The organism is Mesorhizobium sp. M0833, from assembly GCF_040319905.1.
Classification (GTDB): domain Bacteria; phylum Pseudomonadota; class Alphaproteobacteria; order Rhizobiales; family Rhizobiaceae; genus Mesorhizobium.
In genome coordinates this window covers 1-24,270 of the sequence record NZ_JAMYOQ010000051.1, presented here as the reverse complement: position 1 = coordinate 24,270, position 24,270 = coordinate 1, and the positions used below count along the sequence as shown (strand labels likewise).

The window sequence follows — 24,270 nt, the reverse complement described above, 5'->3', positions numbered from 1 at the left end:
GCGTGACCTTCACCGCGTCGGCGAGGATGTTGACGCCGCGCAGCATGCGCTCACGAGCGTCGCGGGAGAATTTTACGTCTTTGGCAGCCATTTTTTACTCCTGGGCATTTCGCCCGAAATTCAGATTGGATGGTGCGGATGAAAGGCGGCGGCGTGTCAGCCGATGACGCCCATGATGTCCGCTTCCTTCATGATCAGAAGGTCTTCGCCGTTGAGCTTGACTTCGGTGCCCGACCACTTGCCGAACAGGATGCGGTCGCCGGCCTTGACGTCCAGCGGGACGAGCTTGCCGACCTCGTCACGGGCGCCGGAACCGATGGCGATGATCTCGCCTTCCTGCGGCTTTTCCTTAGCCGTATCGGGGATGATGATCCCGCCGGCGGTCTTCGCTTCGGACTCGACGCGGCGAACGACCACGCGGTCATGCAGCGGCCGGAAATTCGACTTTGCCATTTTTGGATTTCCCTGGTGCGGATGTTGAACGGTTCTCCGTTGCCGGAGCGTGGTTAGCACTCATCTTGGGGGAGTGCTAACGCGGCAGTGAGATAGGCCGTAGGCTCCTGCTAGTCAAGACGGAAGAGGGACGGGCGAAGAGCAAAAGAGCGTGGAAGCACCGAGCCTTTTACGTGAACGACGTCGGAGATAGGACATGGGTGAGGCGGCTCACCATTTGTAATTGAAGGCTTTATTCATTTGGCACGATTGGTGCAGCGGATGATCCGCAAACGTTGCGCGCGACAAATATGAGAGGTGAGCGCCATCAGGACTGTTGCGGTTAACGGGTCCACAGGGTCTTTACGGTATTGGCCGCCGCGCGGGCGCCAGGACTCCGGCCATCCCGATAGTCACCAATCCAATCTGCGGAGAATAGGAGGCAAGATGAGAGCGACAGTCAGCATGAACTCGAATTTGAAATGTTTGGCCAAAGCAACTGCCATCGCCTTGCTCTGGACGGTCACGGCTACGTCGGCGGACGAAGGTATGTGGATGCCGGGCCAGACTGCGGAAGTGGGCGCGGCCATGCGCGCGGATGGGCTCCAGATCGATCCCGCCCAGCTGGGCCGTCTGGACGCTGACCCGCTCAACGCGATCGTATCACTGGGCGGATGCTCCGCCTCGTTCGTCAGTCCACAAGGGCTGGTCGCAACCAATCATCACTGCGTGTTCGAATCCATCCAATACCACAGCAAGGAGGGCCAGGACTATCTCACAGACGGCTTTCTGGCGAAGAGCCCTGGGTGAAGAATTGCCCGCGGCGCCAGGCAGCCGAATCTATGTGATCGAGGACGTGCGGGATGTGACCGCCGAAATGCTCAAGGGCGTCTCGGACAAGCTGAATGAGTTTGCCCGCTATGAGCGGCTCGCCACGAACCGCAAGGCCCTGATCGCCGCATGTGAAGGACAGCCCAATCGCCGCTGCGACGTAGGGGCCTATTATGGCGGCGCCTCCTACTATCTCCAGCAGAAGCTCGAAATCGAGGACGTGCGCCTTGTCTATGCGCCCGCGCTCGGCATCGGTAACCTTCGGCGGCGAAACGGACAATTGGATGTGGCCGCGCCACACAGGCGACTTCGGCTTTTATCGCGCCTATGTCGCTCCTGATGGTTCCTCCCGGCCAAATGCGCGCGACAATGTGCCTTACCGGCCGAAGAGTTGGCTACCCATAGCCTGTGAAGGCGTCAAGGAAGGCGACCTTGTGATGGTCGCCGGCTTTCCCGGCGCAACCCACCAGTTCCTGACGGCGGATGAAGTCCGGTTCAACTTCGCGCAATTCGAACCGCGGTTGCAGCGTTCGCTCTCGGATTATGCCGCCCAGATCAACCAGGCAACGGCAGGCAATCGCGAGGCGCAGATCCATTGACCGCCCGCTTCACAAATGGCTCGGCCTAAAACGCATGGGAAAAGCAGAAAAGGCAACAGATCGGCACCAGAATGAATATGGCCGCGCGAACTGACAGACGCGCCAACGATCGGCATCTCGCAGGGTCGGTGGCACTGGACGTGGCGCCCACCCTGCTGGCGCGACTCCCCATCAGGTCGTCGGGGTTTCGCTGGCGAAAAAAACTTCCGCGTGTCTCTGCGCGATCCATCCCGCTTGCGCGTGCCTAGTCAACCAAAAAACTGACCATCTGCAGGATCAGGATCAGCAAAAAAAAGCCAAAGGCAGACGCCAAAACAGCTGCCTGCAGGACGATGCGTTGTTTCTTACCCACAGTTCCCCCGGGAGAGAGTCTGATGATAACCCTTAAAAAAAGGGCGCCCGGGAACAGGGCGCCCTTCTCATCGACGAAATGCTCGGATTGGAGGTCCGTGATCAAGCAATTCGCCGAAACCTCTACAAGCCTCACCACAATGGTTCGGCCGCAAATTAGGCTCGCAGTTACCGCTCCGAACGCGGCAACGGGCTCTTCAATCCTCAGAACGAGCGCTGGAAGCGGAGCAGACCGCCGACGCTGTTCTTCTTGTCGGCATTGGTCCAGTTAGAGAAGTCCACATCCCCGAACTTGCCAGCGTGGAGATAGTCGACTTCGGCCGTGATCGTCAGACCAGGAACGATATCGTAGGCGACATTGGCAGCAATGCCGAGGTTCTTCCACTCGTCATACGCCGCCTGAAGGTTGAAAGAGGTCTTCTCGTTGAACTTGTAGGTGCCGCCGCCCCAGACGGCCCAGTTGCCACCCCACTGCTTGTAGAAGCCGCGGCCGCCGGCAGGAATGGCGTAGGTTCCATCGGTTAGGTTGTCGTCGGTCCCATAGCCAGCCATAATGAAAAGGGACAGTTCGTTGGTGGCGTTCACATCCAAGCGGACCTTGCCGGCTACCTCTTCGTAGTTGCTGTCGTAAGCCACGACGCCGCTGATGGCGCCCCAGCCCTGCGTGTACTTCACGCCGCCGACAAGATGCGGAACGTAGCTGTCGATCGTGCCGACGACGCCAGAACCCTCTTCGAGCGATACCACGGCGGAGAAGCCATTGCCGGCATCGAAGTAGTACTGCACGACGTTGGTGTCGAAATCGCCGTAGGGAACGAGCGTATCGTTGAGGACGTTGCCGGCATAGCCGATAAACGTATCGAACGCCGATTCGTCCTTGCCGACGCGAAGGCCACCGAGCTGGATCCAGGCGAAGTTTAGTGTGATGCCCCTGTTGAAGGCATAGTTCTGGGGACTGTCGGGACCCGAATAGGCGTTGCGGTTACCGAAATTGAATTTGGTCTCGGTGTATGTCTTCAAAGTACCGAGTTCGGTTTCCTGGCCGGTCCAAGTCCTTAGGTCAAAGCGGGCGTTCTTGCGCCAGGTGCCCTGGTCGCTGCCGTCTTGGACGTCGTGGGTCCGCGCCCCGTCGTAGGAGCCAACGTCGCCAGCGCTGATGTCGTAACGGACATAGCCGCCGATGCGCAGGCAGGTTTCGGTGCCGGGGATGTAGAAGTAGCCCGAGCCATATACGTCGCAGATCTTGACGTATTCAGCCGGTTCCGGCTCGGCGACCGTCACCGCGTCGGCGGCGCGGGCGCCGGAAGCTGCGATCAGAGCCGCAGCTGAGCCGAGAAGAAGGCTCTTGATGTTCATACTTATCTCCATTCAATGATTTGAAAAGGGCGAGGACGTCGATGGACGAACCGCTCCCGGTCCCCACGATCGAAAAAGATGCGCATCGCAATGCATCCTTCCCGGCTCGAACGCTATTCACCGGGCGAATTAGTGCAAGTTCAAATTCCGTTTGCCAACATATATAGAAGTATCCGTTGCATTATTGTCACTAAATACATTGTATTAATTGCACAAATCGAACAACTATACATTTGCACAAATCGCACAATTGGTACATCTGCTTGTGCGCACTTACATAATGCGCGGAAAGCCATCGGCATCCGGCCAATTGTCAGATAGATTCAATCAGAGAAACAGCCTGGGCGGCGGATGTAACAACTTCTGTGTTCATACCTTCTCTGAGCAATTCGATAGGGACGCGACCCTTGAGAAGAGGCGAGGGGCTGATCAGCCACAGCCAAGCCAGTCTGGGATCGGAGATCGAGGAAAGGACCTGCCTGATTCCGGGCATAGGCCTGCCGTCGATGAACTGAGCTAGGGGAAATACATGCTTACGGGAGCCTCTCCGAAAGGCAACCACATCATTGTGTTGCTGCCACCAATACAAAGTGGACCGCGGTATTCCAAAACGTCTCTCGAGATGCGTCGACCCCGCAACTGGACCGGCCCATTCTGCAATGCGCGCGCCTTCTCTCGGGCAATCTTTCAGAACCGGATGCCCGAGCGGATGATCGGCTGCCCGTGGTCGCGAAGCGATCTCACCCGCCTGGGCGTTTAGCCGTCGCGCTGCTTCGGCCTCGAGCCTACCAAGAAATTCGGCGGCCACGACGGTCAATTCGTTGGAAGGAGAACCAGAAGGCGCAACAGCAGCCTTGTCACCCTGCTTCGCCTCATCGCATTGGGCAAGAATACGCTGCACCTCCCTCATGACAAAGCTTGAAAGCTCGGTCTGGCGCTTTTCATCCCCAAGATCACTCGACGCGGACATATCTGGCTTTCCCAATAGCATTCCCTCAGCAAGCCTCCGAAAGAGCGTTGAAGAAGTTGGGGGGACGGCGATGTGTTGCGTTTTCGTATGCGCGCAACCTAGCAGCCGTCTTGCGGCTTCAACTTTTGCCTCTCAATAAAAAGGGAAGAACATCAATTGACGACCGTCTTGCCCCCCACGATCGAAACAGACGCACATCGCAGTGCACGCTTCACAGTGGGACGCTATCCGCGACGCTCATTTGTGCAAGTTTAAAGTTTAGCTTGCCAGCTTTATATAATTAGACGTTTCTTTTATGCAACACTTTTCCAAGTGTTACTTGCACAAATCGAACGTCTTGCACATTTAGACGAACTGTACATTCGACAGCGACTTTGACGCACGCGTTTACTGGCGGTATACATCCCTCACCGTTGCCGCAAGGCATTGGCCCACTCGCGCGGCACCTCCTTCACGACAAAGGTTGAAAGCCCGTCCTCGGGCGTTTCATTTCCAAGATCACTTCGATCCACTCATACGGGCTTCCCGAGCGAGACCGTGGGTTCGGACCGTGCGAATGAATTTCTCGTTATAATCGAATTGATTATAAGGGTATATTTCTACGTTGAGTATAAAGGATGTCAAGCCCGCGCCAGCGGCAATTTTGTCCGGGCGACCGCCGTTTCGTCGAGGACATGGTGGCGGAAGCGATAAAGCTTCGCCGGCCGACCGCCGGTATCAAAAGCACTTTCGCCGGTCTCCTCCACCAGTTCCTGCTGCTCCATCAACCCGCGAAAGTTCTGCTGAAGCGCCCCTGCCGATGTAATCGTCAACGCCGTCCGCGTCAGCGCATTGCCATCGGCGAGAAGCCGACGACATTGTTGATGACGAACGTAACGATCCGCGGCTTCAGACAGGAATGTGCGCTTCGTCCAGATGGATGGAGTGGGCTGGCAGGTTCCGGGCGGCCGCGCCGTTGAGGATGCAGCATCGAGAGCCGCGCTCGCCGAGGAAGACATAGGTCGAGATGCACGCGCCGGAAGTCTTGCTCCATGTCTCCACGAATCCATTGGCAAGGATCCCGGCTTCTTCGCAGTGGTCAGGGTCGAGCGTTATCGAACCGTGGTAGTTGAGGTTTGCTTCGGTGACGTGGATGCGTGCAGCTTGCCGGCGACTATTTTTCGCATTGGCCCCGTTGTCCTATTCATCTCACAGAGCCAGTCCTGATGTTGAGCAGCTTCGCTGGGCTAAATCCCGACGACGAGCGCCCCGCCGCTGAGTCCCGCACCTGCCGCCGCGAGAAGGATTTTTTCGTCCGGTCGAAACGGCTCCGCTTGATTGGCGAGCGACAGTGAGAGCGGGATCGTCGCGGCCGAAGAGTTGCCGTATTCGGCAATCGTCTTGACAATTGCTTGATCCGCTATGCCGAGGTTGCTCCCGACAGCATCGAAAATCCGAGTATTGGCCTGATGCGGCACAAACCGGCCGACATTGTGTGGCCGCACTCCCGCAGTGGCTAGCGCGGTTGTCGAGCAATCGGTCATCATCTCGACGGCCTTTGCGAACACTTCGGGCCCGTCGGTCATCGTCATCCGGGTCTGCCCGAGGTCGAGGTCGCCATGGAACGGCGTGTTGCTTCCTCCTGCGGGAATCTGGATCAGCCCGTAGCGCGAGCCGTCCGAAGCCACCGAGGCACCGAGAATGCCCCGATCAGCATCATCGCACTGACCGATCACCAGGGCGCCGGCGGCATCGGCGAACAAGACTGAGCTCGCGCGCTCGGCTGGATTGATGCGGCGGCTGAGGATGTTGGCGGCGATGACCAGCGCTGGTTTGCCATGCAGGCGGGTGAACCCGTCCGCAAACATGAGCGCATAGATGAAGCCGGCGCAGGCGCCGGTCAGATCGACCGCGCCTGCGCGGCCAAGGCCAAGCTTGTGTGCGACCAGCGGCGCGCTTGGCGGCAGAAGATGGTCGGGCGTCGAGGTGGCAAGCAACAGCAGACCGATGTCGTGGCGCGCAATACCGGCGTTCGCCAAAGCCATGTCGCCGGCTTGCGTGGCCAAGCCAGACAGCGTGTCTTGGTCCGTTGCCCAGAAGCGCGAACGGATTCCGGTACGCCTTTCGATCCAGCCCGGCTCGAGGCCGAGATTGCTCTCGATCTCGGCATTGGCCACCTTGCGCCCAGGCACGTGATGGCCAAGTCCGAGAATGCGCGACGACTTGCTCATGGCCTGGACCCGAAGCGTTCCCCGGCCTCCTCGATGGCGTCATAGAGTCGTTCGAGCTCGTCGCCTGCGATGCAATAGGGTGGCAGAAGGTAGAGGACATTGCCGAGCGGGCGCACAAGCAGTCCGCGCTCGAGGAAGAAAGCGCGCAGCTTCGGACCAATCTCGGCGAGATAACCTGCGGAACCGGTTCGCAGGTCGAGCGCCGCGATCGTTCCCGTGGCTCGACAGTCGGCAAAATATGGATTGTCCCGAAAGCGTCTAAGCCCGACGGCCTGCATCACGCTCAAGGCCGTGATCCGCCCGGCCACTGGCTCGTCGCGCCAGATCTCGACATTGGCGAGTGCTGCCGCACAGGCAATCGGATTGGCCGTGTAGGAACTCGAGTGGAAAAACGTCTTCTTGCGCTCCTCGGAATAGTGAGCCTGGAAGATGGCATCGGTGGCGAGCGTTACGGCCAGCGGGATGGTGCCGCCGGTCAAGCCTTTGGAGGTGCACAGGATATCTGGAGAAATCGATGCCTGCTCGCAGGCGAACATGGTTCCGGTGCGCCCCCAGCCGGTCATCACCTCATCGGCGATCAGCAGTGTGCCGGAGGCCTCAGTGATGTTTTTCAACTCGGACAGAACCCAGGCCGGATACATCAGCATGCCGCCGGCGCCAAGCACGAGCGGTTCGACGATCAGCCCGGCGGCGCGCCGGTCGCGGCTGACGGCCTCGAATCTATCCAGCGTTTCCTGCTCGCGGCCGGCGGCCGGGAAGGGAATGGTGTCGACCTCGAACAGCAAGGGTTCGTAGGCGGCGTTGAACACGCCACGGGCACCGAACGCTCATCGCGCCGATCGTGTCGCCATGATAGCTGTGCTCCATGACGACGATGCGCGAGCGCGGCGCGCCGATGTTGCGGAAATAGCCGAGCGCCATCTTCAGCGCGACTTCGACGCTGGTCGAGCCGCTGTCGGAATAGAACACCCAGTCGAGTCCGGCGGGAGCGAGTCCGACAAGCGCCTTGGCCAAGCATTCGGCTGGCTCGTGCGTGAAGCCTGCAAAGATAATCTGGTCGAGGCTCGACGCGGTCGTCTCGATAGCCTTTATGATGCGCGGATGGCGGTGGCCATGCGTGACGACCCACCAGGATGAGATGGCGTCCAGGATGCGCGCGCCATTGGCTTTGTGGAGATAGGCGCCTTCAGTCAGGACGATTTCTGGGATCGCGGGCTCGAGCGCGTGCTGGGTGAAGGGATGCCACACACGGGATTGCGGCATCATCCGCCTCCGGCAATCAAAGCGAGGTCGAAGCCGGCAACCATTGCGTCCCTCAGCGTTTTGTCCGTCAGCGGATCGAGGTGCGGCAGCCTGCCGAGTTGCGGCAGGTCGCCGAATTCCACGATCGTCCGTTGCGTATCGGTCATCTCATCGCCGATGAAGGCGATGCCAGCCAGCGGGATAGCGCGCGCCCGCAGGGCGTCGATCGACAGCAGGGTGTGATTGATTGTTCCGAGCGCGGTGCGGGCGCACAGAATGACCGGCAACTGCCATTGCTCGAATATGTCGATGAACCTTGTCCGGCGGTTCAGCGGCACCATCAGCCCGCCGGCGCCTTCGATGACGAGCGGTGTCGGCAGGACCGGAAACGAAAGATCGGCAGCCTCGATCGAAACGTCGTCGATTTCGGCCGAACGATGCGGCGAAAGCGGGCTCTTCAAGCGGTAGGCTTCCGGCAGCACGCGCCCCGACGGCAGCCCGGCAAGTCGCGCAACCGCCTCGCTGTCGGTCTCGCCGTCGAGGCCCGATTGCACCGGCTTCCAGTAGACACCGTCAAGCAGGCCGGCAAGCCCGGCCGAAAACACCGTCTTGCCAATTCCGGTGTCTGTTCCGGTGATGACGATGCGCTTGGTCATGTCGCCTCCGGTCATGTCTGGGCCAACACCTCGAGAGCGCCTCGACCATGGCGGAAATGTCGGCTTCGCCGATATTGAGCGTCAGTGAGATGCGCAGCCGCGACGTGCCCTCGGGCACGGTCGGCGGACGAATGCCGCGTATGTCGAAGCCGCGGGCCTGCAGGCGCGCCGCCACTGCCATGGTGCGCCTGACATCGCCGATGACAAATGGCTGGATCTGAGAGCCACTTGGTATCACGCCGCAGCGATCGACCAATTGGCGGCCTGCGAGGGCGACGCGTTCATGCAGCTGAAAACGCCGCATAGGCTCGTCGGCGAGCATTGCGAGCGCTTCGCGCGCCGCGACCGCCATCAGCGGCGATGGCGCGGTGGGCGTAGATGAATGGCCGGCAACGGTTGATCAGATACTGGCACAGTGTCCTCGGCCCGGTCACGAGCCCACCAGATGCGCCGAGCGCCTTGCCGCAGGTGTGGAGCGCGACGATGTTGTCGCGGCCCTCGAAAGCGGCGGCCAGCCCCCGGCCGTCCGGTCCCCAGACGCCGGTCGCGTGCGCCTCGTCAATGACGATGAATGCGTTGTGCCGATCGGCAAGCGCGGCCAGGCTCTCCAAAGGCGCGCAGTCGCCATCCATGCTGTATAGGCTTTCCACCGCAATCCAGACGCATCCCATGCCGCCTTCGGCGCGCCAACGCGTGATCGCGTCCTCGACAGCGGTGGCGTCGTTGTGCGCGGCCAGCTTGAACTCGGCACGTCCGGCCTGTGCCCCCTCATGCATGCTGGCATGGGCGAGCTCATCGAGGACCAAAAGGTCGCCCTTCTGCGGCAGCGCCGTCAGCAGAGCGAAGTTGGCGATGTAGCCGCTGCCGAAGAACAGCGCGCGGTCGGCTCCAAAGAATGCCGCCGCGTCTGCCTCGAGCTGCTCGTGTTCCGGTGCATTGCCGCGCAACAGCCCGCGACCCGGTGGCGCCAACCGACGTGCCCCGCGCAATCGCCGCCGCAACCGCTTCGCCAAGTCTTTTGGAGGCGGCAAGCCCGAGATAGTCGTTCGACGAGAAGTCGCGCCCGGCGCGCGGCTCCAGCGTCCGCAGCCGGTCCTTGCGCGCCAGTCCCTGCAAGGTCGCCTCATAGCGGGCAAGCGGTGCCCCGTTCATTGCGCCTCGAGTTCCATCGGCTCGATGCCAAGGCGCCGGAACAGCAGGGTATCCTTGTCCTCACCGGGATTGTCCGCCGTCAGCAGCGTGTCGCCGACGAAGATCGAGTTGGCGCCGGCAAAAAAGCACAGCGCCTGCATCTCGTCGGTCATGGCGGTGCGGCCGGCCGAAAGTCGGATATGCGATTTCGGCATCATGATGCGCGCCAGCGCGATCACGCGCACGAATTCGATCGGCTCGATCGGCTTGGCGTCGGCAAGCGGGGTGCCGGCGATCGGAATCAGCATGTTGATCGGAACGCTTTGCGGATGTTCCGGCAGATTGGCCAGCGTCACCAGCATGTCGATCCGGTCCACCGGCTCCTCGCCCATGCCGACAATGCCGCCGCAGCAGACCTTGATGCCGGATTGGCGAACGTGCTCGAGCGTCTCGAGCCGGTCGGCAAAGCTGCGCGTGCTGATGATCTCGCTATAGTAGCGTTCCGACGTATCGATGTTGTGGTTGTAGTAGTCGAGACCAGCCTGCTTCATTCGAGCGGCCTGCTCAAGATCGAGCATGCCGAGCGTCATACAGGTCTCCATGCCCAGCGCCTTGACGCCTTCGACCATCGCCACGACCGCATCCATGTCGCGCGCCTTGGGGTTTCGCCAGGCCGCGCCCATGCAATAGCGGGTTGCGCCGGCCTCACGCGCTTTCTTCGCCTCGACGATGACGCGCCTGACCTCCATCAGCTTCGACGCCTTCAGGCCGGTCTCGTGATGCGCCGACTGGCTACAATAGCCGCAATCCTCCGGGCATCTGCCCGTCTTGATGCTGAGCAGCCGGCTGAGCTGGACCTTGTTGGGATCGAAATTCTGGCGGTGCACGGTTTGCGCGAGGAAGAGGAGATTGTTGAAGGGGGCATCGTGAAGTGCCCGAGCCTTCTCCAGGGTCCACGCTCCAGGGTCAGGGGATTGAGCCTGTGGCGATGTCTGCGTTGGACTCGCTGTTTGCATGTCCATGCTGTTCCTCCGGTTCTGCCTTGCTTTGCTGTCTGATTGATGACGATCGGAAAGGACAGTTGATTCGATCCTGTTCGTTCCTCAGGCGATCATGAGCCCCAATAGTCGAGGCCGATATCCAGGATCGGCGCGCTGTGGGTCAGTCGGCCGACTGAAATCAGATCAACGCCGGTCGCGGCAATCGCTCGCGCTGTATCGGATGCGATCCCGCCAGAAGCCTCGGTGATAGCACGGCCGCCAACGATTGCGACGGCGCGGCGAAGATCGGCGAGGGACATGTTGTCGAGCAGAACCGCATCGGGAGCGAAGCCAAGTACCTCCTCCAACTGGGCCAGCGTATCGACCTCGACCTCGATCTTGACGAGATGACCGGCCCGTCTTCGTGCTCGCTCGAGCGCCGGGCGAACGCCGCCTGCGATGGCGATGTGGTTGTCCTTGATCAGAATTGCGTCGTCGAGGCCGAAGCGGTGATTGGATCCGCCACCTGCGCGCACCGCATACTTTTCGACTGCCCGCAATCCGGGCGTCGTCTTGCGCGTGCAGACGATCTTCGCGCCATATCCACGAACCGCAGCGACGATCGATGCCGTTGCTGTAGCGATGCCGCTCAGATGGCACAAAAAATTGAGTGCCGTCCGTTCGGCTGTGAGAATGGCCCGGGCAGGGCCAACCACTGATGCAATGACCTCTCCATCCATGACATTGGAGCCGTCTGCCCGCTCCACCGAGATTTCGACATCAGGATCAATCAAGCGGAAAGCGAGCATCGCCAGATCGAGGCCGGCGACAACTCCGGACTGGCGCGCCGCCAGCACGGTTCCCGCTTGGCGTTCCTTCGGGACGATGGCCTCCGTGGTCAAGTCGCCGGCTCTGCCAAGGTCTTCAAGAAGAGCTGCCCTTACAAGCGGCTCAAGCATGACCGTGGGAAGCGGTGAGAGCGTCATCACTTTGCCCCTTCGAGGCTTGGCGAGTGTCCGAGTTCCCGCGCAGCGGCCAAGGCGGCTTCGAGGGTGATTTCGGACCGTCGGGCGACAGTCGCATGATGAGGAAAGTCTGTCCGGTAATGAGCGCCGCGGCTTTCTTCGCGCAACAGGGCGGCAACCGCGATCATCAGCCCGGCAGCCGCCGGATCCGAGGCCGCGTCCTTGCTATCGGCGAGCGGCAATAAGGCACGTGCGGCTGCTTTTAAACCTTCACCATCCCGGACGATGCCGAGTGCGCGCGACAGGAAAACACGCACCGGAATCGGAGCGGGCGATGGGTAAACGTCCGCAAACGCAGGCTTTGTTCTGCGAGCAGGCGTTCCGGCAACACTTTCAGCGACCCAGCGCGCGCACACGACGGCCTCGGTCAAGGAATTGCTGGCGAGCCTGTTGGCGCCATGCAGTCCTGTCGAAGCGACTTCGCCGCAGGCCCACAGCCCCTTGACGGACGTCCTACCGGAGCAGTCCACGGCAACGCCACCCATGTGGTAGTGTTGGGCCGGACGAATGGGGATGAGATCGCGCGCGGGATTGATGCCGGCTCCACGACAGGCTGATGCGATTGTCGGGAAGTGTCGAGCAAATTCCGGGCCAGGCCGTTGCCGCGCGTCGAGAAAAACACGGTGGCCGTTGGCAAGATGGTTCCAGACGGCGCGCGCCAAGACATCACGAGGCGCAAGTTCCGCCCCTGGCACGCTCTGGAGAAAAGCCTGGCCGGTTTCGTCGATCAGGGCAGCACCTTCGCCGCGGACGGCCTCGCTGATCAGCACCATAGGGCGTTCCGGGCCGTCAAGCGCGGTCGGGTGGAACTGGATGAACTCGAGGTCGGCAAGGACAGCTCCAGCGCGGGCCGCAAGCGCCAGGCCCTGTCCGCAACTGCCCCAAGGATTGGTGGTGTCGAGAAACAGTCCCCCGATCCCACCGGTGGCGAGGACGACCCGCCGTGAGCCGAAGAAGACAGGTCCTGTCGAGCCGCTCGCCCAGACGCCTCGGATCGCATTCTCTCGCACCGCCAGCCGGCGCGCTTCCACGCCCTCCACGACAACAATCGACGGAGTGGAACGCACAGCCGCGATCAGGGCACGCATGATCTCACGCCCGGTGCCGTCACCATGCGCATGAACGATGCGACGTCGGCTGTGTGCGGCCTCCAATCCGAGGCACAGTGAACCTTTCGGCGTACGGTCGAAAGGAACCCCAAAGCCCGCAAGCCCCTCTATCGCCTTGGGCGCGGCTTGGAGGATGCGGCTCGCCACGTCTGTGTCGCAGAGACCATCCCCGGCGGCAAGTGTATCGGCCAGGTGCAGTGCTGGATCGTCGTCTTCGCCGAAACTTGCAGCCAGACCACCCTGTGCCCAGGTGCTCGAATTGTCAGCTCCCAGCAGCGTCCTGGACAGAAGAAGCACCGGCTCCGGCGCCAGTTGAAGCGCGGCATCAGTCCGGCGATGCCGCCGCCGACGATGATGGGCCGCCCGAAGAAGCTGCGGATATCGGCGCTCAAATTGCCAGCATCCGTTCGACCGCAAGCCGCGCGCGCCCGGCGATCCCGGGTTCGATGGTTATGACATGGTGGTTCTGCTCGAGCGCCATGCGGATGTTGGCAAGCGTGATCCGCTTCATGTGCGGGCACAAATTGCAGGGCCGGATGAACTCGACCTCTGGGTGCGCTAACGCGACGTTGTCGCTCATCGAACATTCCGTCATCAGCACGACACGTGCCGGCCTTTGCCTTTCGACATAGTCGGACATGGCAGCGGTCGAGCCGGAAAAATCTGCTTCAGCCACGACGTCGGGCGGGCATTCGGGATGCGCGAGCACGATCACGCCGGGATGGCTTTCGCGCAACTCGCGGATGTCGGCCGGTGTAAAGCGCTCATGCACCTCGCAATGCCCTTTCCAGGCGATGATCTGCACATCGGTCTGGGCGGCGATATTCTGGGCCAGATATTCGTCCGGCAACATGATCACCTGGGGAACGCCAAGGGATTGGACGACCGCCTTGGCGTTGCCGGATGTACAGCAGATATCCGACTCGGCTTTCACTTCGGCCGACGTGTTGACATAAGTGATGATCGGCACGCCGGGATAACGCTGGCGCATCAAGCGCACGTCTTCTGCCGTGATCGATTCCGCCAACGAACAGCCTGCCCGCAGGTCGGGAATGAGCACCGTCTTTTGCGGATTGAGCAGCTTGGCCGTTTCGGCCATGAAATGTACGCCGGCCAGCACGATGACTTGCGCCTCAATCGTCGCAGCCTTGCGGGCCAGTGCCAAACTGTCGCCGACGATGTCGGCCACGCAATGGAAGATCTCGGGCGTCTGATAGTTGTGCGCCAGGATGATGGCGTTGCGCTCGCGCTTCAATGCAAGGATCGCCTCGATATCCTCGACGAAAGCCGGCCATTCGATCGGCGGGATCACTCGTCGGACGCGCTCGTAGAGAAACGCGGCCGTCGGCAGCATGGCGCTCATCGACCCCTCCAGCTTATACTCTAATTGAAAATAACCAGCATATACTTGCTGTGAGTATAAGGGATGTCAACCCCGCGCCAGCGGCAATTTTGTCCCGGCGATGACCCTCTCGTCGAGAGCGGCGTGGCGGAACCGGTAAAGCTTCGCTGGCCGGCCGCCGGTCTCCGTGGTGGCCTCTCCGGTCTCTTCGACCAGCTCCTGCTGCTCGATCAGGCGGCGAAAGTTCGGCTTGTGGATGAGCCTGCCGGCGAGCGCCTCCACGGTTCGCTGCAGCTGCAAAAGCGTGAAGACCGGCGGCATCAGCTCAAAGACGACCGGCCGGTATTTGATCTTGGAGCGCAGCCGCGCAATGCCGGTCGCCACGATGCGGCGATGATCGGCGACCATAGACTTGCTGGGCACCAGCGGAGGCGGCGTCGCGTCCCGTCCGCTTCCGGCCTCTTGGACCAGGCCTGCTTCGTAGACCAACTCATAGCGTTGAAGCGTGAGTTCCTCGTTCCAAAAGCGGTCGTCGAAGCCGAAGGCTATCGTCGCCCGCTGCCAGCGTTCACGTCGCGCGGCCGCGTCGCTGACGCCGTCTGCCCATTCAATCAGGCGCGGTCGCAGAACGTCCAGCACGACCGGAGGCGTGCCCGAGCGGTGGTCCTCCCATGGAAAATATTCATACCAACTCTGCCAGCCGCACTTGGGCGAGCCAGCTGCCTGTTCCTTGCGGGTCAATGCGAGATAGCTGATGGAGATGACGCGCTGCTGGCGCTCGGCGCCGATGCGATCCCGATCGGCGAAGGTGTAGAGTTGCTCAATATACCCCAGCGGATGGCCGGTCTGCTGCTCGACCCACCCCCTCAAACCGGATTGCAGCGATCGGTGCTCAAGCGCAAATGGTCCGGAGGGCAGGGTGTCCGCCTGGCCGATGGTGAGGACACAGGGTTCACCGTCGTTTACGGCGACGACAAAGGCGATCAGGTCCACTTTGACTTCGTCGGCCTTGACGGCGGCTCTGTCTTTCCTGGGTCCTTTTGCCTGATCGTCCATGTTCGCGAAAGTGGTTGGCCAGCTCGGGGGCGCCTGAATCGATTTAACTGTAAGCGCGCCTGTCAGCACGTCAACACCGCAAAGCTGCACGGCCATTTTTAGCTCTTCGCACTTGCACAAAAATGTGGCAAACGCGACACCCGCGGTTGGTAACGTTGGGGAAGGAGGTTCCATTGAGTGCGTTTGGTGACACCAAGGCGATCACACCGCCGGATATTCGTTCGCGTAAAGGTGGGACGCCGCTCGTCTGCCTTACCGCCTACACGACGCCAGTCGCCCGGCTCGTCGATCCCCATTGCGATGTGGTGCTGGTCGGCGACAGCGTCGGCATGGTTCTCCACGGCCTGCCCTCCACGCTCGGTGTGACGCTGGAGATGATAATCACGCACGGCCAGGCCGTGCGCCGTGGCCTCGAGCAGGCGCTGATGGTCGTCGACTTGCCGTTCGGTTCCTTCGAGGAAAGCCCCGAGCAGGCTTTCCGCAATGCCGCGCGCGTCATGGCCGAGACCGGCTGCGGGGCCGTCAAGCTCGAAGGCGGCGAAACGATGGCAGAGACGATCGGCTTCCTCGCCGCGCGCGGCGTGCCGGTCATGGCCCATGTCGGCTTGACGCCGCAGGCGATCAACACCATCGGTGGCTACCGCGTGCAGGGCAGAGGCGGGGATGCCGAGCGCATCAGGCGCGACGCGCTTGCGGTGAGCGAAGCGGGCGCCTTTGCGGTCGTGCTGGAGAAGGTTCCCGAGGCGCTCGCCCGCCGGATTACCGGGGAGGTGGCGACCCCGACCATTGGCATCGGTGCCTCGGCCGCCTGTGACGGCCAGATTCTCGTCGTCGACGACATGCTGGGCCTCTTCGGCGACTTCCGGCCCAAATTCGTCAAGCGCTATGCTGAACTGGGGGAGGCCGCTGCGGCTGCGATCGCGGCCTATGCGCGGGAAGTGAAGGAGCGCCAGTTTCCGGCCGCCGAGCACGTGTTTGCCGATGCGCCCAAGCCCGCCGACGGGGACGCCACCAAGAGCGGAGAAGCAGCGTGAGCGTGCCGATTGTCAGGAGCGTTGCCCAGCTTCGCCAAATCGTCGCCGCATGGCGCCGCGAGGGCGTGAGGATTGCCGTCGTGCCAACGATGGGCGTCCTCCATGAGGGCCATCTCAGCCTGGTGCGCGCGGCACTCGTGAAGGCCGACCGGGTGATCGTGACGCTCTTCGTCAACCCGAAGCAATTCAACAGCGAGGCCGATCTCGCCGCGTATCCGAGCACCGAGGACGAGGATGCCGCCAAGCTGGCACCGCTTGGCGCGCACCTGCTTTATGCGCCGGACGCAGAGGAGATGTATCCGGCGGCCTTCGCCACGACCGTTTCGGTGTCCGGTGTCAGCGAGGGCCTGTGCGGTGCCTTCCGGCCGGGACATTTCGATGGCGTGGCGACCGTCGTCGCCAAGCTCTTCCTGCAGACCAGCGCTGACTTCGGCTTCTTTGGCGAAAAGGACTTTCAGCAGCTTCAGCTAGTCAGGCATATGGCCCGGGACCTGGATATTCCAATCACCATTGTTCCTTGTCCGACAGTCCGCGAAGCCGACGGTCTTGCACTATCATCGCGCAATGTCCGGCTCTCGCCAGCAGAGCGTGCTGTTGCCCCCGAGCTATCATCGGTCTTGCTCGAGACGGCTGAGCGGCTTGCCCGCGGCTCGCCCGTCCTGCCAACGCTTGCCGAAGCGCGCGCAGCAATTCTGGCTGCGGGCTATCGCGAGGTCGAATACCTGGAACTTCGCGACGAGGCAGATCTGCGACCCATGACAAGCCTTGACCGACCTGCACGCTTGCTTGGCGCGGCCTGGCTCGGCGGCACACGGCTCATAGACAACGTCAGAATATCACGGGTTTCAACAGATTAACGGGGTTCTCGGCACGCGCTGTATCCGTCCGGGATCGTTTAAAACAAGGTCTCAGCCTGGCATCGAGCGATCACGGAGGTTACGCAAAGCGCAAATGCATCGCGTGTTTGAGAACTTCGTCGAGCAACTGGCTGCAAGTGTTGATGCTGCCGATCTCCGTGAGGCAATGGCATCCGCTGCAGCCGGCTTCGATTTTCCGCTATTCGCCTATTTCACTTACCCGTCGGCCTCCGGCGACGCCCCGCAATTGATCTCAAACTATCCATCATCCTGGACATCACGTTATCTGCAACAGCGGTACCACAGTCTTGATCCGGTCATCCTGCGCGGGCTGCAAGGCTGGGACACCTTCGATTGGGGTGTGGATCGCGCTCGGCACTGTCTGCCGAATTCGCAGCAACAAATTCTGGAGAGTGCGGCTGAGTTTGGCATCCGCGGCGGCCTGACGATGTCCATGCATGATCATCGCGGCCGGTTTGCTGCCCTGACCTTTGCTTCCGACGAGTCCCGTCCGCCTCTGTTGCGGTCACTGACACGTTACGAAAAAGCATTGCAGCTGGTGGCCATCAACTTTCATATCCATGTCCGGCGCAGGCTCGCCGACGATCGCGTGGTGGATGGTGTAACGCTCACCCCGCGGGAGTTCGAGTGCCTGAAATGGGCGGCGCGCGGCAAGTCGGCTTGGGATATCAGCCAGCTTCTCGGCGTCTCAAAGCGCACCGTGACCTTTCATCTGGAAAACGCCAAGGCAAAGCTTGGCGTTCGCACGATCAACCAGGCCGTTGCACGACTGGCTGCCTCCGGCCAGGCGAGATCCTGATTCGTCGGCCACGATAGCTGTAAACCTCTACAGGCTGCATCGCTGCCGGCTTTGCCCTTCGATGGCGGGAACACATCCCGCACGGAGGCGACCATGATGCAGCTGATAACACCAGACCTTTACGACGAGTTCGCAAGCGAGCTCAAAGAGATGCACGGGCTCAGGTTTCGGGTGTTCAAGGAAAGGCTCGATTGGGAAGTTGATACCGAAGACCAGATGGAAACAGACCCGTTTGATGGTCTGAAGCCTGTCTATCTGCTCCTCAAGGGATCCGACTGGCGAATTCGCGGTTGCGTGCGTCTTTTGCCCAGCACCGGACCCACAATGTTGCGCGACACGTTCCGGGTGCTGCTGGGTGCTGACGTCGTGCCCTCGACCTCCGACATATGGGAGAGCAGTCGTTTCGCGCTCGATCTCCCTCCGTCGGCGCCCAAGGCAGCGGGCGGACTGGCCCAGGCAACCTACGAGCTCTTCGCGGGCATGATCGAGTTCGGCTTGGCCAAGGATCTGACCCGGATAGTAACGGTGACGGACACGCGCATGGAACGGATCCTTCGCCTCGCGACGTGGCCATTGTCGCGCATCGGACAACCCAAGTCCGTCGGCAAAACGGAGGCGGTGGCCGGGTTTCTCGAGATTTCCCGCGCGAGCCTTTTGCGCATCCGCAGCAGGGGACGTCTGAGCGGACCGGTACTGTGGCAACCGGTTCTAGGCCCGTCGGCATTGTGGACACCTGAGCCGTGAAGGATGCTGGTCTGCCCAAGGAAGCGACGGCCGGTCTTGTATGCTGGCCGGACTGGCGTCGTCACGAAGCTTACCACTACGCCAGACGATTGCCACGCACTGCCTGGGCCTGGGAGTTCCTTCGGCGCAATCCACAATTCCAGCGCGACCACGCCAAAATGGCACCGTCCGCCTGCATTGTCGGAGCCCAGGCCGACATGAACATAATCGAGTTGACGACAGGATCATCTTTCCTAAGACAATGGAGCCTCCTTTTTCGCGGACGCGCCACAGTGGGACGCTACGTCGGCAAGGGTCTTTTGGGATCCGCGCGACTGCGCCCGTATTCTACGAGCGGCCGCGGAGCTGGTTGGGCTCGACCACGATTTTGAACCGCTTGATCTTTCGTCGCTCTCATGCTGCAAGGACATCCTGCTGACACCTGCCGGCGTGCAGCACGTGCTGCTGAGGGAGGACTGCCGGAGTCTGCAGATCGCCCTTTCCGGTGCATCCGTTCTCCGCCCGTTGCGGCTATATGTCGACGCGATCGTGCAGCCGCAGCACCTGAAGTTCCATGTCGCTGCCCTTCAGTTCCTGAACGACATCAGTGGTTGCGGCCGCCTGGCAGCTGCTTGCTTTCCGCCGGAACCCCGCGGAGCGCGTCTGCGTATCGTGCTCCAGGCTTTGGATGGCTCGCTTGCGGGAGCATCTCATCAGGAGATCGCCATTGCCCTGTTCGGGAGACGCCGTGTCGAAGAAGATTGGTCTCATCCAGGTAGCCATCTTCGCGATCAGGTGCGTCGCGCCATCCAACGTGGCCGCTACCTGATGGGCGGTGGCTATAGACAGTTCCTGATGTGATTCGGGTGACAGCTCGGTGATTGTCTTATCCGAAAACGCGCAGGCATCAATCTCCATTTCTCACTGCTATTGTGCCTTGTACAAAACGTGACACGCGCCTAGTTCTTCCGCTGCGGGAATCGGGTTTGAGTAATACGGACGAAGCACTGAGAACCAACGTTTTCGTGATAGTGCATTCATGCCCCGAGAATCCTGATGACCGTTACGAACCCCAAGAAAGCCGGCGCTGACTGAAACGGTCGCTGAACGTGCTCTGTGGCGTGCGCCGCCTGACTCTCGGTTTCGGCCATGCCGACTAACAGCGTATTGATAGGCCATCGCGGGCTAAGCTCTACCGGCGAAAGCCGCGTCAAAGCGGCAGGCAATCAGAAACTAGATCGGCGGCGACGATGATTATGATCAACGTGACGAACACGTGAACCATGCCGACGGCGCCGACGTTGCCGATGATGATGATGCCGACCATGCGTCGCTGATGCTGCCTAACTACAGTGCTGTGTGATCATGCCGATCACCGCGTGACCACGAGCGGCGGCGGTTCGTGGTCAGGTGCGTGGCCGGGATGATCGCGCATGGCCGATTGTTCCTTCGTGCCGCGGGTGTGGGCTTGCGTTCGGTCATGAGGACGTCAGGCGCAACGAAGAAGTTAGATCAGGGCCCCAAACGCGGCTTATCCATGGGGTGGATGATAGCTATCCCTACAATCAATTATACCAATATTACCCAATACTACTAGAAGATCCCCCAATGAAAGCGGCCGGATGGGTATCCGTCTCGCGTAGGCTGAAGCTGCCGGCAAGAATGGGAAGACGAACATGTGCGGGATTGTTGGCATCGTTGGGCAACAGCCGGTGTCGGATCGGTTGGTCGACGCATTGAAGCGTTTGGAATATCGCGGCTATGATTCCGCCGGCGTTGCGACGATCACCGAAGGTGCCTTGCACCGCCGGCGCGCCGAGGGCAAGCTCGTCAATCTCGAGAGGAGACTGAAGGAAGAGCCGCTGAGCGGGAACATCGGCATCGGCCACACGCGTTGGGCAACCCATGGGGCCTCGACGGAACGCAATGCGCACCCGCACTTTGCCGACGGTGTCGCCGTCGTCCATAACGGCATCATCGAGAATTTCACCGAGCTGAAGGACGAATTGGCGGCGGCTGGCGCCGAGTTCCAGACCGACACCGACACCGAGGTCATCGCGCATCTCTTGGCAAGACACCGCCGGGAGGGCATGAGGCGGCAAGAGGCGATGCGTGCCATGCTGAAACGCGTCAGGGGCGCCTATGCGCTTGCCGTCCTCTTCGAAGATGATCCGTCGACCATCATGGCGGCGCGCAACGGACCACCGCTGGCGATCGGTCACGGCGACGGCGAGATGTTCCTGGGCTCCGACGCGATCGCGCTTGCTCCCTTCACCAATGAAATTACCTATCTCATCGAGGGCGACTGGGCCATTGTCGGCAATTCGGGCGCCCATATCTTCGATTTCGACGGCCATCCCGTCGAGCGTCCGCGCCATACCTCCACGGCCGCGGCCGATCTGGCCAGCAAGGGCAATCATCGCCACTTCATGGAGAAGGAAATCTACGAGCAGCCCGAAGTCATCGCCCATGCTCTCCGTCACTATAGCAACATCATAGAGAATCGCGCCGACATGGTTTCTGGCATCGATTTCGCCAGGATCCCGAGCTTGGCGATCTCGGCCTGCGGGACCGCCTATCTCGCCGGACTGATCGGAAAATACTGGTTCGAGCGCTATGCGCGCCTGACGGTTGAAATCGACGTTGCGTCCGAATTCCGTTACCGCGAGATCCCGTTGTCGCCGCAGTCGGCGGCTCTTTTCATTTCGCAGTCCGGCGAAACCGCCGATACGCTCGCATCGTTGAGGTACTGCAAGGAGCGTGGGCTGAAAATTGGCGCTATCGTCAATGCCTGCGAATCGACCATCGCTCGGGAGGCCGATGCGGTCTTCCCGATCCTTGCCGGACCGGAGATCGGCGTCGCCTCCACCAAGGCGTTTACCTGCCAGCTTGCCGTTCTAGCCGCACTCGCCATCGGCGCCGCCAGAGCCCGCGGGACCGTAACCGAAGACGAGCTGCAGGCGCTCGTCAGGAGCCTCGCCGAAGTGCCGCGCGTCATGGGCCAGGTACTCAACAGCATCCAGCCGGAGATCGAGTTCCTGTCGCGCGAACTGTCAAAGTGTCGTGACGTCCTGTATCTCGGCCGTGGCACCAGTTTCCCGCTAGCGATGGAAGGTGCGCTGAAGCTCAAGGAGATTTCCTACATCCATGCCGAGGGCTATGCGGCGGGTGAATTGAAGCACGGTCCGATCGCATTGATAGACGACAACATGCCAGTGATCGTCATCGCGCCCCATGATCGCTTTTTCGACAAGACCGTCTCCAACATGCAGGAAGTGGCTGCCCGTGGAGGGCGGATTATCCTCATCACCGATGAAAAAGGGGCAGCCGCATCGAAAATCGACACCATGCACACGCTCGTGCTGCCGGCTGTCGACGAGATTATCGCGCCGATGATCTTCTCGCTGCCGATACAGCTTCTTGCCTACCACACGGCGCTCTTCATGGGCACAGATGTAGACCAGCCGCGCAATCTCGCAAAATCGGTCACGGTCGAATGATTGTGAACCTTTATAGGTGGCGATGCTTGTCCATCTTCGCTGCATCGGCGGTGGAAATTGGTCGAAGGTATCAGCGTCCGCGAGGCTGGGTGGACGGTGCCGCGAATAGCCACTGGAGACGTCAGTGAGAGTTCGAGTTGCTGTTCAAGAAAGCCATCGGGGAGAATGAGTCGTGTAGGATCGCAGGTCGAATGCGCTACAGCCGATCAGGCCATCTCATGGCGGGCAGGTTCTTAGAACTTGATCAGTAGCAGGTGAGCCGCCATATTCCGACCCGGCTGCCAATTTCAAGTGGCCCATTCCATGGATGAGGCCGGTCCGGCCGAATGGACGTCCATTTTTTTGATTTGCTGGGTGTGCGCCAGGGTCGGGGAGGAAATCTCCCGATTTGTCAGGCGCTCCCATCTTCTTGGAGATGTTTATGAAGGATTCGCGCATTCCCGAGCCAGTCTTGACGGCTATGTCGCAGGGGACCCACATCATCCGCGCTTATCGTGAGCACCTTGGGTATTCAATCGAGGACCTCGCGGTCGCGTGCGGGCTTGCCGCTCAGGAAATCCAAAACATCGAGCGGGGTCTAAAGTACAATAAGGGCTATCGGAATCGGATAGCGAGATCGCTGTCCATACCTGTGGGAATTCTTGAGGCAGAGTCGGACATATCGGACGCCGCCTGATCAGTCGGATAATCTGCAATGGGTGGAAGACCGTTCTTGTGATGTGACGTTTGCGGCTGATAGTCGTCGCTTGATTCCGTTGGACGCGAATGCCTTCTGGCGCAGTACCGCCAAGAGAATTCTCGTCCACTGTCCGAGTCAGGAACTGCACACGGGCTCGCCGAACAGGAAGTTGGAACGCTTCGTCATGCTGTCTTAGGCGATATAGCCGCCCGGAGTGCTGCGACACGTGCACGATAGCATTGGCTCGCGAGGATGGATTGCTAACGGCGAACCCATGCTGGTCGGCAAGGCGATATTGGCTGGAGCATCAACTCGGCCGACGAGAGTGGCCCCCCATCCTAGGCAGGATCGGCCGACATGGCCGGCATCGCGAGCCGCTCTGAAAAGAGCACAGCGGGCATCCAGACGCTGCCGGGTTGACTATGGGTGTCGGAACCGCAAAAAGGGGCCGCTCTTCATGAGTGGCGTGCGCCGGCAGTCTAACCCCAAGCCCCCCGCCAGGCTGCCGGCGCGCTTCTAGCCGCCTTGATGCACGGCGATAAGCTTTTGACGGCCTGAAGCGACGTTGTGGTCGCCGTTGCGGTGCTTTTCCACGCGCCTCGTCAGGCGCCGGGATTGCTCCGTCGTGATGGCAGGCGGGGGTTTGCAGGTTGCGGTCGACGGGTTCGTTTCGGGGCGTCTGCCCCCATCGTTATGTCGCGAGTTGGGGGATGCGATCGAGGACGATGCGCAGGATGCGCTGGTCGGGGCACGATGTCGGCAGGTGCAGGCGGATTTGCGATTTCATCTCGACCACCCGCGCAGCGATTTTGATGAGGCGCAATCGCAGCGTGTCGAATTGGGCGACGGCAAAGCTCGAGCGCCTCGGCATCGCGGCCCGCAAGCCCCACATCAACCAGTAAGCACCGGCATGCAGGAATAGCCGGAACTGGTTGGCCGTCGCTCTTGTGCAGGACGTTCGGTCGGCGGCGAGATGCGTCTTCCACGACTTGATGTGGTTCTCGGCCGCGCCGCGCCGGCAGTAGACATCCTCGTAGAGCGCCTTGGCCTTCCCACCGGCAAGGTTGGTGACGACGAAGCGGATATCGCCACCTTGGGCGCCGACCTCGACCCGCGCGATGATGCGCTCGACGCGGCTCCAACTAGCGGCGCCGTCAACGAACTCCTTGAACCTGCGGACCTTGCCTGTCTTGGCCGACGCTTCGAAGCGCGCCGTCGTCCTGGCCTCCAGATCCGCGACATGCTTGCGCAGGGTCGTGGTGGGCGCGAGGCCAAAGATGAAGTCGACGTCGTTGGCGCGGCACCGGTCGATGACCTGCGGGTTGCAATAATGGCTATCGCCGCGGAGCAGGATTCGAATGTTCGGC

General features: G+C 61.1%; 22 protein-coding genes and 5 pseudogenes. 11 read left to right on the top strand and 16 right to left on the bottom strand.

Annotation, left to right across the window (positions count from 1 at the left end; translation table 11 throughout):
• Positions 1-156: 156 nt before the first annotated feature.
• Positions 157-453 (bottom strand): co-chaperone GroES, encoded by a 297-nt coding sequence (gene groES, locus NKH98_RS31235; protein ID WP_352453535.1) that lies wholly within the window; start codon positions 451-453, stop codon positions 157-159.
• A 426-nt stretch (positions 454-879) separates the two neighbouring features.
• Between groES and NKH98_RS31230 the strand changes: the two genes are divergently transcribed.
• Genes NKH98_RS31230 through NKH98_RS31220 form a run of 3 tightly spaced genes read left to right on the top strand, consistent with a single transcriptional unit; the run spans position 880 to position 1,862 of the window.
• Positions 880-1,242, top strand: coding sequence for a S46 family peptidase (locus NKH98_RS31230; protein WP_352492854.1), 363 nt, complete (start codon positions 880-882; stop codon positions 1,240-1,242).
• Between the two features lie 34 nt (positions 1,243-1,276).
• Positions 1,277-1,603, top strand: a complete 327-nt coding sequence (locus NKH98_RS31225) for a S46 family peptidase (RefSeq protein ID WP_352671088.1) — start codon at positions 1,277-1,279, stop codon at positions 1,601-1,603.
• Positions 1,548-1,862 carry a S46 family peptidase gene (locus NKH98_RS31220; protein WP_352596143.1) on the top strand — a complete coding sequence of 105 codons (315 nt, stop codon included), beginning with the start codon at positions 1,548-1,550 and terminating at the stop codon, positions 1,860-1,862. The genes NKH98_RS31225 and NKH98_RS31220 overlap by 56 nt, the downstream gene beginning before the upstream one ends.
• Before the next feature lie 244 nt (positions 1,863-2,106).
• On the opposite strand, the gene NKH98_RS31215 is transcribed toward NKH98_RS31220, so the two are convergent.
• From NKH98_RS31215 to NKH98_RS31155, 14 genes and pseudogenes are all read right to left on the bottom strand, one after another.
• Positions 2,107-2,319: a hypothetical protein gene (locus NKH98_RS31215; protein ID WP_352596146.1), complete on the bottom strand. Its 213-nt coding sequence runs from the start codon at positions 2,317-2,319 to the stop codon at positions 2,107-2,109.
• Positions 2,320-2,417: 98 nt separating this feature from the next.
• Complete coding sequence (locus NKH98_RS31210) at positions 2,418-3,569, bottom strand: porin (RefSeq protein WP_352571074.1); 1,152 nt, start codon at positions 3,567-3,569, stop codon at positions 2,418-2,420.
• Positions 3,570-3,882: 313 nt separating this feature from the next.
• The gene (locus NKH98_RS31205) at positions 3,883-4,539 is read right to left on the bottom strand and encodes an antitoxin Xre/MbcA/ParS-like domain-containing protein (protein ID WP_352596149.1); all 657 of its coding nucleotides are present in this window, start codon (positions 4,537-4,539) and stop codon (positions 3,883-3,885) included.
• 620 nt (positions 4,540-5,159) lie between these two features.
• Positions 5,160-5,324, bottom strand: a pseudogene (locus NKH98_RS33080) (NrtR DNA-binding winged helix domain-containing protein); the annotation flags it as partial.
• A 71-nt stretch (positions 5,325-5,395) separates the two neighbouring features.
• Positions 5,396-5,705, bottom strand: a pseudogene (locus tag NKH98_RS31200) (aspartate 1-decarboxylase); the annotation flags it as partial.
• A gap of 60 nt (positions 5,706-5,765) precedes the next feature.
• Positions 5,766-6,749: a 3-oxopimeloyl-[acyl-carrier-protein] synthase BioZ gene (gene bioZ / locus NKH98_RS31195; protein WP_352904104.1), complete on the bottom strand. Its 984-nt coding sequence runs from the start codon at positions 6,747-6,749 to the stop codon at positions 5,766-5,768.
• A pseudogene (locus NKH98_RS31190) lies at positions 6,746-8,012 on the bottom strand (adenosylmethionine--8-amino-7-oxononanoate transaminase). Before NKH98_RS31190 ends, bioZ begins: the two are co-directional and overlap by 4 nt.
• A complete protein-coding gene (bioD, locus tag NKH98_RS31185; RefSeq protein WP_352904103.1) occupies positions 8,012-8,647 on the bottom strand; it encodes a dethiobiotin synthase in 636 nt (211 codons plus the stop codon). Before bioD ends, NKH98_RS31190 begins: the two are co-directional and overlap by 1 nt.
• Positions 8,565-9,799 (bottom strand): annotated as a pseudogene (locus NKH98_RS31180) (8-amino-7-oxononanoate synthase). Before NKH98_RS31180 ends, bioD begins: the two are co-directional and overlap by 83 nt.
• On the bottom strand, positions 9,796-10,794 hold the full coding sequence (gene bioB / locus NKH98_RS31175) for a biotin synthase BioB (protein WP_352904106.1): 999 nt from the start codon (positions 10,792-10,794) through the stop codon (positions 9,796-9,798). The pseudogene NKH98_RS31180 and the gene bioB overlap by 4 nt, the downstream one beginning before the upstream one ends.
• Before the next feature lie 95 nt (positions 10,795-10,889).
• Positions 10,890-11,744, bottom strand: coding sequence for a carboxylating nicotinate-nucleotide diphosphorylase (gene nadC, locus NKH98_RS31170; protein ID WP_352904102.1), 855 nt, complete (start codon positions 11,742-11,744; stop codon positions 10,890-10,892).
• A pseudogene (locus NKH98_RS31165) lies at positions 11,744-13,284 on the bottom strand (L-aspartate oxidase). Before NKH98_RS31165 ends, nadC begins: the two are co-directional and overlap by 1 nt.
• Positions 13,281-14,255: a quinolinate synthase NadA gene (nadA, locus tag NKH98_RS31160; RefSeq protein ID WP_352480282.1), complete on the bottom strand. Its 975-nt coding sequence runs from the start codon at positions 14,253-14,255 to the stop codon at positions 13,281-13,283. Before nadA ends, NKH98_RS31165 begins: the two are co-directional and overlap by 4 nt.
• Positions 14,256-14,321: 66 nt before the next feature.
• Positions 14,322-15,290, bottom strand: coding sequence for an NUDIX hydrolase (locus tag NKH98_RS31155; protein ID WP_352480292.1), 969 nt, complete (start codon positions 15,288-15,290; stop codon positions 14,322-14,324).
• 173 nt (positions 15,291-15,463) lie between these two features.
• Here NKH98_RS31155 and panB point away from each other — a divergent pair, with 173 nt between their 5' ends.
• The 8 genes from panB to NKH98_RS31115 all read left to right on the top strand — a co-directional run bounded on the left by panB (position 15,464) and on the right by NKH98_RS31115 (position 22,900).
• Complete coding sequence (panB, locus tag NKH98_RS31150) at positions 15,464-16,324, top strand: 3-methyl-2-oxobutanoate hydroxymethyltransferase (protein WP_352904105.1); 861 nt, start codon at positions 15,464-15,466, stop codon at positions 16,322-16,324.
• On the top strand, positions 16,321-17,181 hold the full coding sequence (gene panC / locus NKH98_RS31145) for a pantoate--beta-alanine ligase (protein WP_352904101.1): 861 nt from the start codon (positions 16,321-16,323) through the stop codon (positions 17,179-17,181). The genes panB and panC overlap by 4 nt, the downstream gene beginning before the upstream one ends.
• A gap of 94 nt (positions 17,182-17,275) precedes the next feature.
• Positions 17,276-18,001: a LuxR family transcriptional regulator gene (locus NKH98_RS31140; RefSeq protein ID WP_352904100.1), complete on the top strand. Its 726-nt coding sequence runs from the start codon at positions 17,276-17,278 to the stop codon at positions 17,999-18,001.
• Between the two features lie 93 nt (positions 18,002-18,094).
• Positions 18,095-18,745: an acyl-homoserine-lactone synthase gene (locus NKH98_RS31135; protein WP_352904099.1), complete on the top strand. Its 651-nt coding sequence runs from the start codon at positions 18,095-18,097 to the stop codon at positions 18,743-18,745.
• Positions 18,742-19,116, top strand: coding sequence for a transcriptional regulator domain-containing protein (locus NKH98_RS31130; protein WP_352458530.1), 375 nt, complete (start codon positions 18,742-18,744; stop codon positions 19,114-19,116). Before NKH98_RS31135 ends, NKH98_RS31130 begins: the two co-directional genes overlap by 4 nt.
• Before the next feature lie 58 nt (positions 19,117-19,174).
• Complete coding sequence (locus NKH98_RS31125; RefSeq protein ID WP_352618332.1) at positions 19,175-19,585, top strand: DUF2285 domain-containing protein; 411 nt, start codon at positions 19,175-19,177, stop codon at positions 19,583-19,585.
• A gap of 815 nt (positions 19,586-20,400) precedes the next feature.
• Positions 20,401-22,224 (top strand): glutamine--fructose-6-phosphate transaminase (isomerizing), encoded by a 1,824-nt coding sequence (glmS, locus tag NKH98_RS31120; RefSeq protein ID WP_352836087.1) that lies wholly within the window; start codon positions 20,401-20,403, stop codon positions 22,222-22,224.
• A 415-nt stretch (positions 22,225-22,639) separates the two neighbouring features.
• Positions 22,640-22,900 (top strand): helix-turn-helix domain-containing protein, encoded by a 261-nt coding sequence (locus tag NKH98_RS31115; RefSeq protein ID WP_352496595.1) that lies wholly within the window; start codon positions 22,640-22,642, stop codon positions 22,898-22,900.
• Positions 22,901-23,594: 694 nt separating this feature from the next.
• On the opposite strand, the gene NKH98_RS31110 is transcribed toward NKH98_RS31115, so the two are convergent.
• Positions 23,595-24,270 (bottom strand): IS1380 family transposase (locus tag NKH98_RS31110; protein ID WP_352904098.1); only part of this gene is annotated, 676 nt, incomplete at its 5' end.

Excerpts from the sequence above, each read along its gene's own strand:
- groES (WP_352453535.1), bottom strand. The coding sequence starts at position 453 with ATGGCAAAGTCGAATTTCCGGCCGCTGCATGACCGCGTGGTCGTTCGC.
- NKH98_RS31230 (WP_352492854.1), top strand. The coding sequence starts at position 880 with ATGAGAGCGACAGTCAGCATGAACTCGAATTTGAAATGTTTGGCCAAA.
- NKH98_RS31220 (WP_352596143.1), top strand. The coding sequence starts at position 1,548 with ATGTGGCCGCGCCACACAGGCGACTTCGGCTTTTATCGCGCCTATGTC.
- NKH98_RS31210 (WP_352571074.1), bottom strand. The coding sequence starts at position 3,569 with ATGAACATCAAGAGCCTTCTTCTCGGCTCAGCTGCGGCTCTGATCGCA.
- NKH98_RS31205 (WP_352596149.1), bottom strand. The coding sequence starts at position 4,539 with ATGTCCGCGTCGAGTGATCTTGGGGATGAAAAGCGCCAGACCGAGCTT.
- bioZ (WP_352904104.1), bottom strand. The coding sequence starts at position 6,749 with ATGAGCAAGTCGTCGCGCATTCTCGGACTTGGCCATCACGTGCCTGGG.
- bioD (WP_352904103.1), bottom strand. The coding sequence starts at position 8,647 with ATGACCAAGCGCATCGTCATCACCGGAACAGACACCGGAATTGGCAAG.
- bioB (WP_352904106.1), bottom strand. The coding sequence starts at position 10,794 with ATGCAAACAGCGAGTCCAACGCAGACATCGCCACAGGCTCAATCCCCT.
- nadC (WP_352904102.1), bottom strand. The coding sequence starts at position 11,744 with ATGACGCTCTCACCGCTTCCCACGGTCATGCTTGAGCCGCTTGTAAGG.
- nadA (WP_352480282.1), bottom strand. The coding sequence starts at position 14,255 with ATGAGCGCCATGCTGCCGACGGCCGCGTTTCTCTACGAGCGCGTCCGA.
- NKH98_RS31155 (WP_352480292.1), bottom strand. The coding sequence starts at position 15,290 with ATGGACGATCAGGCAAAAGGACCCAGGAAAGACAGAGCCGCCGTCAAG.
- NKH98_RS31140 (WP_352904100.1), top strand. The coding sequence starts at position 17,276 with ATGCATCGCGTGTTTGAGAACTTCGTCGAGCAACTGGCTGCAAGTGTT.
- NKH98_RS31135 (WP_352904099.1), top strand. The coding sequence starts at position 18,095 with ATGATGCAGCTGATAACACCAGACCTTTACGACGAGTTCGCAAGCGAG.
- glmS (WP_352836087.1), top strand. The coding sequence starts at position 20,401 with ATGTGCGGGATTGTTGGCATCGTTGGGCAACAGCCGGTGTCGGATCGG.
- NKH98_RS31115 (WP_352496595.1), top strand. The coding sequence starts at position 22,640 with ATGTTTATGAAGGATTCGCGCATTCCCGAGCCAGTCTTGACGGCTATG.